At 64.4% G+C, this 4,628-nt stretch carries 3 protein-coding genes and 1 tRNA gene; all 4 read left to right on the plus strand.

Annotation, left to right across the window (positions count from 1 at the left end; all coding sequences use genetic code 11):
* Nucleotides 1-210 (plus strand): hypothetical protein (locus tag ACTJKT_RS02315; RefSeq protein ID WP_440786067.1); only part of this gene is annotated, 210 nt, incomplete at its 5' end.
* A 37-nt stretch (nucleotides 211-247) separates the two neighbouring features.
* Nucleotides 248-324, plus strand: a tRNA-Met gene (locus ACTJKT_RS02320).
* A gap of 279 nt (nucleotides 325-603) precedes the next feature.
* Complete coding sequence (gene mprF / locus ACTJKT_RS02325; RefSeq protein ID WP_440786068.1) at nucleotides 604-3,252, plus strand: bifunctional lysylphosphatidylglycerol flippase/synthetase MprF; 2,649 nt, start codon at nucleotides 604-606, stop codon at nucleotides 3,250-3,252.
* Nucleotides 3,252-4,547: a virulence factor family protein gene (locus ACTJKT_RS02330; RefSeq protein WP_440786069.1), complete on the plus strand. Its 1,296-nt coding sequence runs from the start codon at nucleotides 3,252-3,254 to the stop codon at nucleotides 4,545-4,547. The genes mprF and ACTJKT_RS02330 overlap by 1 nt, the downstream gene beginning before the upstream one ends.
* The last annotated feature ends 81 nt before the right edge of the window (nucleotides 4,548-4,628 follow it).

Consider the following 4,628-nt stretch of genomic DNA (forward strand, 5'->3'; position numbering starts at 1 on the left):
AACCCGAAGGTCGTCGGTTCAAATCCGGCTCCCGCAACCAAACATCAAAAAAGGCTACTCGAAAGAGTGGCCTTTTTTGTGCGCGTGCGTTTTGTCGCCACACCTTGCGCGGGCGTCGCGCAAAAAACAAAACCCTTTGCAGCACCGGGACTTAACCCGCTTTACGAGTCACTCAACACTTATTTGACTCAATGGGCCATTAACGGTTGACAGTCCGGCGTTCGTCTGTAGAATGCCGCCACACAGACGCGGGATGGAGCAGCCTGGTAGCTCGTCGGGCTCATAACCCGAAGGTCGTCGGTTCAAATCCGGCTCCCGCAACCAAACATCAAAAAAGGCTACTCGAAAGAGTGGCCTTTTTTGTATCTGTCGAAAAAATCTTTTCGCAACAATGACCTGGCAATCTGCCATGAACCGTCAGACGCCTCTCCCCTCCCTTGCGACCCCGCTATGCTCATTCCCAGGCAGCCACATGAAACACGGTCCGTCCGGGCTCGCAGGGCCATGGTGAGACGCGTTAATATTTGAAACTATTTTTTCTGCAGGGATTGGTAACTTGGCTGGATACCCCCATCCTGTCGCGCACAATCCACGAGGTGATTGATGCGCGCCAACTCGTCTGACTCACAAGACACCGATACCGTTACAGCGAACCAACCGGTTGCGGCCACCCGCTTGCGCTGGCTGGAACTGCTGAGCAAATACCGCCAGCCCATCGGCATGGTGGTGACCCTGCTGCTGTTCGGCATTGCCCTGATTGCCTGTCGTCACCTGCTCAGCGAGCTGGATCTGTATGCCCTGCACGACTCGATCCTCGACGTGCCCAAACCGGCCCTGCTCGGCGCCCTGGCCGCGACCCTGGTCGGCTTCGTCATCCTGCTCGGCTACGAATGGTCCGCCAGCCGCTACGCCGGGGTGAACCTGCCGCCACGCACCCTGGCCCTGGGAGGATTCACTGCCTTTGCCATCGGCAACGCCATCGGCCTGTCGCTGCTCTCCGGCGGCTCGGTGCGCTACCGCCTCTATGCCCGGCATGGCGTGGGCGCCGGCGACGTCGCCCATATGACGCTGTTCGCCAGCCTGTCCCTGGGCTGCGCCCTGCCACCGCTCGCCGCCCTGGCGACCCTGAGCAACCTGCCCGCCGCGTCCGCCGCCCTGCGCCTGTCCGAAGGCCTGCTGGCCAGCATTGCCGGCGCCGTACTGCTGCTCTGCGCGATCCTGGTCATAGGTATCTACCGGCGCCGCCTGCCCGAACAGCCATTGCCGGACAACCTGCTGGTCAAGGCCGGGCGCCGCACCTTGCGCCTGCCGGGACGCCACCTGACGCTCCTGCAACTGCTGATCACCGCCCTCGACGTCGCCGCGGCAGCTACAGTGCTGTATCTGCTGCTGCCCGAAGCCCCGCCTTTCGGCGCTTTCCTGCTGGTCTACCTGCTGGCGCTGGCGGCCGGCGTGCTCAGCCACGTACCCGGCGGCGTCGGGGTGTTCGAAGCGATTCTGCTGGCCGCCTTCGCCGACAAGCTCGGCGCGGCGCCACTGGCCGCCGCCCTGCTGCTGTACCGGCTGATCTACGTGATCCTGCCGATGCTGGTGGCCTGCGTCCTGCTGCTGATCAACGAAGCCCAGCGCCTGTTCCAGACCCGTCAATCGCTGCGGGTAGCCTCGGGCCTGGCCGCACCTATCCTCGCGGTGCTGGTGTTCCTGTCCGGCGTGGTGCTGCTGTTTTCCGGCGTGACCCCGGAGATCGACACCCGCCTGCAACACATCGGTTTTCTGATCCCCCACCGCCTGGTGGATGCCTCGCACTTCGGCGCCAGCCTGATCGGTGTGCTGTGCCTGCTGCTGGCCCAGGGCCTGCGCCGGCGCCTGTCCGCGGCCTGGATACTCACCACCATCCTGCTGCTGGCCGGTGCCGTGCTCTCGCTGCTCAAGGGTTTCGACTGGGAAGAAGCCAGCCTGATGACCCTGACCGCCAGCCTGCTGGCGGTCTTCCGGCGCTCCTTCTATCGGCCGAGCCGCCTCACCGAACTGCCGTTCTCGCCGTTGTACCTGGTGGCCAGCGTCTGTGTGCTGGGCGCCTCGATCTGGCTGCTGCTGTTCGCCTACCAGGACGTGCCCTACAGCCATCAGCTGTGGTGGCAGTTCACCCTCGACGCCGACGCCCCGCGGGGCCTGCGCTCGCTGCTGGGGGCCGCGGTACTGCTGGTGGTGGTGTCCCTGACCTGGTTGCTGCGCACCGCGCGCCCGGTGATTCACCTGCCCAATGGCGAGGAGCTGGACCGCGCGGCGAAGATCCTCATGGCCTCTTCCCAGCCCGACGGCGGCCTGTCCCTGACCGGCGACAAGGCCCTGCTGTTCCACCCCAACGACGACGCCTTCCTCATGTATGCCCGGCGCGGCCGCAGCCTGGTGGCGCTGTACGACCCGATCGGGCCGACCCAGCAACGGGCCGAGATGATCTGGCAGTTCCGCGACCTGTGCGACGTCCACCATGCGCGACCAGTGTTCTATCAGGTGCGCGCGGAAAACCTGCCGTACTACATGGACATCGGCCTGACCGCGATCAAGCTCGGCGAGGAAGCCCGGGTCGACCTGAACCGCTTTGACCTCGAAGCCAAGGGCAAGGAGATGAAGGACCTGCGCTACACCTGGAACCGTGGCACCCGGGACGGCCTGGCCCTGGAAATCCATGAAGCCGGGCATGCGCCGATGGACGAGCTGAAAGTCATTTCCGACGCCTGGCTGACCGGCAAGAATGTCCGCGAGAAAGGCTTCTCCCTCGGGCGTTTCAGCGAGGACTACCTCAAGCACTTCCGTATTGCGATCATCCGTTTTGAAGGACGTCCGGTGGCCTTCGCCAACCTGCTCGAGACCTACAGCCATGACCTGGCCAGTCTCGACCTGATGCGTGCCCACCCGGAGGCTCCCAAGCTGACCATGGAATTCATGATGGTCGGCCTGATCCAGCATTATAAAAACCATGGGTATGCCCGCTTCAGTCTGGGCATGGTGCCGCTGTCGGGTCTGCAACCCCGGCGTGGCGCGCCACTGACCCAGCGCCTTGGATCGATGGTTTTCCGTCGGGGTGAGCAGCTGTACAACTTCCAAGGGTTGCGCCGTTTCAAAGACAAATTCCAGCCTGACTGGGAACCTCGTTACATGGCCGTGCCCGCCGGACTGGATCCGCTGGTGGCACTGGCCGATACCGCCGCCCTGATTGCGGGCGGCCTGACTGGATTGGTGAAACGCTGATGATTCAACGCTCCTGGCGGTATGTATTAGCCACCCTGGTGGTGTTTGCCCTGATAGCGGGAGGCGGCTACTGGTACTGGAATCGTCCGGCACCCCAACCGACCCTGGAACACCTGGCCCAGACCGATGGCTCGACCCTGACCCGCGTCACCCCGGCCACCCAGGCCAAAGCCCGGGTCGCCGTGGCCGTCCTCGCCGACGAAGCCCTGACCGACACCCAACTCCTGGCCCTGAGCCGCGGCGGCGCGGCGCAGATCGTCCAGGTGATCCTGCCCAAGGACGACTGCAAGCTGCAGGAACAAGCCCTGCAGAGTGCCCTTGGCCAACTCAAGGGCCCGGCGACCCTGGTCAGCGGCATCGGCCCTGGCGCGGCCCTGGCCTGGCGCTGGATCGCCACCCAGAACGACGACAAGGCCCAGGCCGTGTCGGTGGGCTTTACCATCAACCCGGCTCCAGGTTGCACCGATCCATTGCCCAAGACCCTGGCCCACGGCCACTGGCTGGTGGCCTGGAACGACAACCCGGATGACGAAAGCGCCGGCTTCGTGCGTGACACTCCCAATGCCAGCACCAGCATCAGCGACTACGACATTCACCTGCCCCAGGTACTGAACAACGAGCTGCGCAAGCTGCTGGTGGGTTCGGACAACGGCGGCCTGAACATCCCGGTGGTCGAAGTACCGGCCGGCCAGGCCAAGGACACCGTGACCCTGTTCCTCTCCGGCGACGGCGGCTGGCGCGACCTGGACCGCGACGTGGCCGGCGAGATGGCCAAGATCGGCTACCCGGTGGTCGGCATCGACACCCTGCGCTACTACTGGCAGCACAAGACCCCGGAACAGAGCGCCACCGACCTGACCGAACTGATGCAACACTACCGGCAGAAATGGGGCACCAAGCGCTTCGTGCTGACTGGCTACTCGTTCGGCGCCGACGTATTGCCGGCCATCTACAACCGCCTGCCGGAAGCCGAGCAACAGCGGGTCGACGCCATTATCCTGCTGGCCTTCGCCCGCACCGGCAGCTTCGAGATCGAAGTCGAAGGCTGGCTGGGCAACGCCGGCAAGGAAGCCGCCACCGGCCCGGAAATGGCCAAGCTGCCAGCGGCCAAGGTGGTGTGCATCTACGGCGAAGAAGAAGTCGACGAAAGCGGTTGCACCGACAAGACCGCCGTCGGCGAAGCCATGAAGCTGCCGGGCGGCCATCACTTCGACGAGAACTACCCGGCCCTGGCCCAGCGCCTGGTCAACGTCATCGAGAAACGCCAAGGCAAGGACAAGGTCGCCGAAGAGTGATCTGAGTGCCTGCCAAAAGCCCCCGCTGCCCACCGGCACCGGGGGCTTTTTCATGGCCAACGCCTATCCCTGTAGGAGCGA

It is taken from the genome of Pseudomonas sp. 22526 (genome assembly GCF_052044735.1).
Classification (GTDB): domain Bacteria; phylum Pseudomonadota; class Gammaproteobacteria; order Pseudomonadales; family Pseudomonadaceae; genus Aquipseudomonas; species Aquipseudomonas piscium.